At 58.1% G+C, this 5,720-nt stretch carries 4 protein-coding genes; 2 read left to right on the forward strand and 2 right to left on the reverse strand.

Annotation, left to right across the window (positions count from 1 at the left end; genetic code table 11):
• Together AC1DRJ_RS18035 and AC1DRJ_RS18040 are read left to right on the forward strand one after the other, a co-directional pair.
• Nucleotides 1-1,399, forward strand: a 1,399-nt coding sequence (locus AC1DRJ_RS18035) for an ATP-binding protein (RefSeq protein WP_477803356.1), incomplete at its 5' end; no start/stop codon positions are given.
• A 49-nt stretch (nt 1,400-1,448) separates the two neighbouring features.
• The gene (locus tag AC1DRJ_RS18040; protein WP_477803357.1) at nt 1,449-4,397 is read left to right on the forward strand and encodes an HD domain-containing phosphohydrolase; all 2,949 of its coding nucleotides are present in this window, start codon (nt 1,449-1,451) and stop codon (nt 4,395-4,397) included.
• Here the strand turns inward: AC1DRJ_RS18040 and AC1DRJ_RS18045 are convergent, their stop codons facing one another.
• Together AC1DRJ_RS18045 and AC1DRJ_RS18050 are read right to left on the reverse strand one after the other, a co-directional pair.
• Nucleotides 4,398-4,880, reverse strand: coding sequence for a GAF domain-containing protein (locus AC1DRJ_RS18045; RefSeq protein ID WP_477803358.1), 483 nt, complete (start codon nt 4,878-4,880; stop codon nt 4,398-4,400).
• Nucleotides 4,877-5,720, reverse strand: an 844-nt coding sequence (locus tag AC1DRJ_RS18050; protein ID WP_477803359.1) for an ATP-binding protein, incomplete at its 5' end; no start/stop codon positions are given. The genes AC1DRJ_RS18050 and AC1DRJ_RS18045, both read right to left, overlap by 4 nt.

Here is a 5,720-nt window from a genome sequence, read left to right on the forward strand (position 1 = left end):
GGCTCATCCGGATCGACCCGCCATTGACGTCGCCTACAACTCGGCGAAAGACCTGCTGGCATTGATCGGGGATATTCTTGATATTGCGCGCATCGAATCCGGGCATCTGACCCTGCACCCGGTGCGCGTCAACCTGGGTGAAACGGTAGCATCGGTGGTCAGAATCTTCGACGGGCTCGCCCGGCAGAAAGACCTCCGCCTGCTGCTGGACTTCAGTCCTGCACAACCACCAACCGATGTCCTGTTAGACCCGATGCGCTTCAAGCAGGTGTTGTCCAATCTGGTCAGCAACGCCATCAAGTTTACCGAACAGGGTCAGGTCCGGATTGTGGTTGAGTTACAAGCCACAGACGAGCCCGATCGGGTCTTGCTGCGCGTACAGGTCAAGGACAGCGGAATCGGGATCAGCGAGCAGGATCAACAGCGTTTGTTCGAGCCATTCGCTCAAGCGACCCATAACGCGCAGTCGACCCGTGGGGGCGCTGGGCTGGGTCTGGTGATCAGTCGTACGCTGTGCGAGATGATGGGCGGCGGCCTGCAATTGCGTAGCCAACCCGGTGCCGGCACTCAGGTTGAACTATCGCTGTATCTGGCAACATTGCCGCCAGAGCCGATGCCGAAAACCACCGAAGCGCCTATTCAGTCCACCTCAATCCCGCTGAACGTCCTGGTGGTCGATGATCATCCGGCCAATCRCCTGCTCATGTGTCAGCAACTGGAGTTTTTGGGGCATCACTGCAGCGCGGCGGCAGAGGGTGAAGCCGGGTTCGCAGCATGGAAGCACGGGCTGTTCGACCTGGTCATTGTCGATTGCAATATGCCAATCATGAATGGCTACGAAATGGCCCGGTTGATTCGTCAACATGAACAACAATCCCGCGCGGTCTGCACCCTGCTGGGTTTTACCGCCAATGCCCAGCCGGAAGAAATACTGCGCTGCAAACAGGCGGGGATGGACGACTGCCTGTTCAAACCCCTCAGCTTGACGGGCTTGAAGCAGTGGATTGATCGCATCAAGCCGATCACCCGCGATCCGGCGTTCAGCCTCGAAGGGCTGCAACTGCTGACCGGCGGTAATCCGAAGCTGGATCAACGCTTGTTGTCCGAACTGCTGAACTGTAATCGTCTGGACCGTGAGCAATTGCGGGCGCTGTCCCAGTGTAAAGACCGCCAGTCTTTCCTCGACGTCGCCCACAAAATCAAGGGAGCGGCCCGAATCGTCCATGCGTGTCGATTGATTGAAAGCTGCGAGGCGCTCGAAATCGCCTGCCATGAAGCGTTCCACCCCGAAACCGTCGCCAACTGCACCAAAGCCATCGAGCGAGCCATGCTCGAACTGGAGCAAGCCTTGCAACAACAAATCAGGCAGAACGACAGAAGCAGAACGAAGGAGCATTAACTATGCTTGGGCGTTGAGGAGTGTGTTTACCATCAAGGAGTGACATGTAATGCCAAGTCCACTGCGCTCCGATCAGCGTCGATTTCCTTTGCACGTCCATATCAGCGTGATGTTTACCTTCCTGCTGCTGCTTACGGGCGTGATGTTGGGCATTTTCAATTACCGGCAAACCACGCAGATCATCCTGTCCAGCAGCGAAAGAATCTTCAACCGGATCGAGCAGGATGTCCGGTTGGATCTACAAGGCACCTATGAACCAATCCGCCACCTGTTGAGCTTGCTGGCGGACAACCCGGCGACCGAAGCCTCGGCACTCGAGCAACGGCTCGTGCTGCTGAAACCCTTTAGCCAGTCGCTCAAAGACAATCCGAACCTGGCCTCGCTGTATCTGGGTTACAGCAATGGCGACTTTTTCATGGTGCGTCCCCTACGTATCCCGGCGGTGAAAGCACTCACCAATGCCCCGGACATGGCGGCCTATCAAGTCTGGAGCATCGAACACCCGGCTGACGGCGGAAAGGTGCGGTCCCAGTCTTTGTTTTTTGATCAGAACCTGGCCCTCGTCAACCGCCAGGATAACTCCGACGAAACCTTCGATCCGCGCACACGCGCCTGGTTTAGCAGCGCTCGCAGCGATGAGGACCAGATCACCACCGAACCCTATGTGTTTTTCTCCACTCACGATGTGGGCACCACCTTGGCCCGGCGTAGCGGTGCGAATGCGGTAATAGGCGCCGACCTCACCCTCGCAGATCTGTCGGCGACACTGGCCAAACATATGGTGACCCCACATACCGAAATAGTCCTGTTCGATGGCGAAGGCAATGCCGTTGCCTATCCCGACAGCAGCAGGCTGATCGTTGACGACCAGACCGTACGCTTGATCAAGGCAGCCGATTTGAATCCGGCACTCGGTGCCCTGCTCGCCCATCCGCCCGAAGGTAATCGCCTGGACGCCGCGGGTCGCCAATGGATTGTCGCCCGCAGCAGCATGAAGGAAGGCGGCCCTGAAGGATTGCAGCTGGCGCTGTTGGTACCGGAAGATGAATTGCTCGTCGATGCCTACCGCATACGCTGGCAAGGGGCGCTGATTACTCTGGCGACGTTGCTGTTGTGCCTGCCGCTGGGATGGCTCACCTCCAGAGTTCTGGTCAAACCCTTGCGCGCACTCGTGCAAGAAGCTGATGCGATCCGCAGTTTCAATTTCAACTTTCCTGTCAGCCGACGCTCGCCAGTGCTGGAGGTCGATCAGTTGAGCGTGTCGATGGCACGCATGAAGGACACGCTGGCGAGCTTTTTCCAGATCACTGACAGCCTGAGCGCCGAGACCCGTTTCGCACCGTTGCTGCAGCGGGTTTTATTCGAAACGGTGAAGATCGGGCAGGCCCAGGCGGGTCTGATTTACCTTCGCGAACAGGATAGTGACCGCATGGAGCCTCACGGGCTGGTGATCAACGAGGCCGCCCAGGCATTAACTGCGTTCGAGATTCAAGGCTATGAACTCCACAACCCACAGAGCCCCCAGTGGATGCAGCAGTTGATTAGCGCCAACAATGTCGTCACCAGTCTGAGCTTCGAAAACGCCGCCGACCTGCAAAAGGTGATGCTTGCGCTGGACAGCCCACGGGTTCATTTGATCGGCATTCGGTTACACAACCGGCATAACGAAACCGTGGGCCTGTTGATCCTCTTGCTGGCCGACAGCGGCACACAAAACGACCTGGAAAAGCTTCGCCCGGACCGCATTGCGTTTCTCCAGGCAGTGTCAGGCGCGGCGGCAGTGAGTATTGAAAGCCAGCGCCTGCAAGCCAGACAGAAACAGTTGCTGGACTCTTTCATACAACTGCTTGCTGGGGCGATCGATGCCAAAAGCCCTTACACCGGCGGGCATTGTCAGCGGGTGCCGGCGTTGACGCTGATGCTCGCTCAGGCCGCTGCCGCCAGTCAGGAGCCGGCCTTCAGCGGCTATCAGCCCACGGAAGATGAATGGGAAGCCCTGCACATCGCGGCATGGCTGCACGACTGCGGCAAGGTCACCACCCCTGAATACGTGGTCGACAAAGCCACCAAACTTGAAACCCTGAACGACCGCATCCACGAGGTCCGCATGCGTTTCGAGGTGCTCAAGCGCSATGCCTGGATCAATTATTGGCAGGCCGTTGCCCAAGGGGGTGAGGAACATCACCAAACCGAGTTGCGCAATGCCATTCTGGCTGAGCTGGACGATGATTTCCTGTTCATCGCCCGCTGCAATCTGGGCGGTGAAGCCATGGCCGAAGCCGACCTGCAACGCTTGCGCAGCATTGCTTCACGCACCTGGACTCGAACCCTGGATGATCGGCTCGGGGTTTCATGGGAAGAGAACCGCCGCCAGGATCGAACGCCGGCGCCGACGCTGCCCGTCAGCGAGCCGTTACTGGCGGATAAACCCGAGCACCTGTTCGAACGTGCCGAAAGTGAACTGATCCCGGCTGACAATCCGTGGGGTTTCAAGCTCGATGTACCGCACTACAAGTACAACCGGGGCGAGCTCTACAACCTGAGCATTTCCCGAGGTACGCTGACTCGCGAAGAGCGTTACATCATCAATCACCATATGGTGCAGACGATCCTGATGCTCAGCCGCCTGCCCTTTCCCGAGCACCTCAACAACGTCGCGGAAATCGCCGGCGGCCATCACGAGAAAATGGACGGCACCGGTTATCCAAAACAGTTGAAGCGTGAAGAAATGAGCCTGCCGGCGCGCATGATGGCGATTGCCGATATTTTCGAAGCGCTGACCGCTGCCGATCGTCCCTACAAGAAGGCCAAAACCTTGAGCGAAGCCTTGGGCATCATGGCCAACATGTGCCGTGACGCCCACATCGACCCGGAGTTGTTCGGACTGTTCATCAACGCACACATTTATTTGCAGTACGCAGAACGATTTCTCGATCCTCAGCAGATTGACGCTGTTGACCGGTCAAACCTGCTGGTCAAGGCAGGCTTGAGCGCATGATCAGCAATCGGTCAGGCGCAGGAAAATTGCCGCCAACCGTTCGATTCCGGCCTGATCTTCAGCGCTGAAACGCGCCAGTTTCGGGCTGTCGAGGTCCAGCACACCGATCAGTCGACCGTCCTTGACCAACGGAACAACCAGTTCGCTGTTCGATGCGCTGTCGCACGCGATATGCCCGGGAAATGCGTGCACATCTTCAACCAATTGAGTCTGCAAGGTGGCCGCTGCCGTACCGCACACGCCCCTGCCAAAGGGGATGCGGACACAGGCGATCTGCCCCTGGAATGGACCCAAGACCAGCTCATCATTACGATTGAGGTAGAAACCAGCCCAGTTCAGATCATCGAGCTGGTTGAACAGGAATGCTGAAAACTGTGCAGCATTGGCGATAAAATCACGCTCGTCCGCCAGCAACGATTCCAACTGCGCCCACAACATGCCGTAACCATCCAGGCCTTGGCCGCTCTTCTGTAAATCAATCATGCTTTGTGCTCCAACAGCTTGAGCCCGACCCAATAGCGGGCAAATTGATAGGCGCAACGGCCATTGCGATTGCCTCGGCCCCCGGCCCAGCGCACCGCAAGGATGTCCAGTTCGTCGTCACGCTGCCACTCAAGCCCGGCTTTGCCGGCCAGTTGACCGATCCAGTGTTCGACAACGTTGAGGAAATGTTCCTGAGTAAACGGATAAAACGACAGCCACAAACCGAAGCGGTCCGACAACGCGATCTTGTCTTCCACCGCCTCGCTGGGGTGCAGTTCGCCATCGACCCTTTTCCAGTTCTCGTTATCGCTTTCTTTTTCCGGCACCAAGTGACGACGGTTGGAGGTGGCGTAAAGCAAAACGTTATCCGGTGCCTGCTCAAGGGAGCCATCGAGCACGCTCTTGAGTACGCGATAATCGCCCTCGCCCGACTCGAACGACAGGTCATCGCAAAACAACACGAAGCGCTGCGGCAACTTGCCGATTTGCTCGACCACTCGCGGCAGGTCCGCCAGGTGATCGCGCTCGATTTCGATCAGGCGCAAACCGGCGGTGGCGTGTTCGGCGAGCAAGGCACGCACCAGCGACGATTTACCGGTGCCGCGCGAGCCCCAGAGCAAGGCGTGGTTGGCCGGCATACCGTCGATGAACTGTTGGGTATTTCGCCCCAACTGTTCCAGTTGCCGGTCGACACCGATCAGGTCGGACAGGCGCATGTCGAGGCTGACATGCAGGGGCAACAGAAAACCGCTGCGCCCCTCACGTTGCCAGCGTGCGGCCAGGCATTGGGTCCAGTCGATGGTTTGCCGAGGTGCGGGCAGCAACGGCTCGATCCGGGCC

It is taken from the genome of Pseudomonas sp. P5_B2, assembly GCF_056400445.1.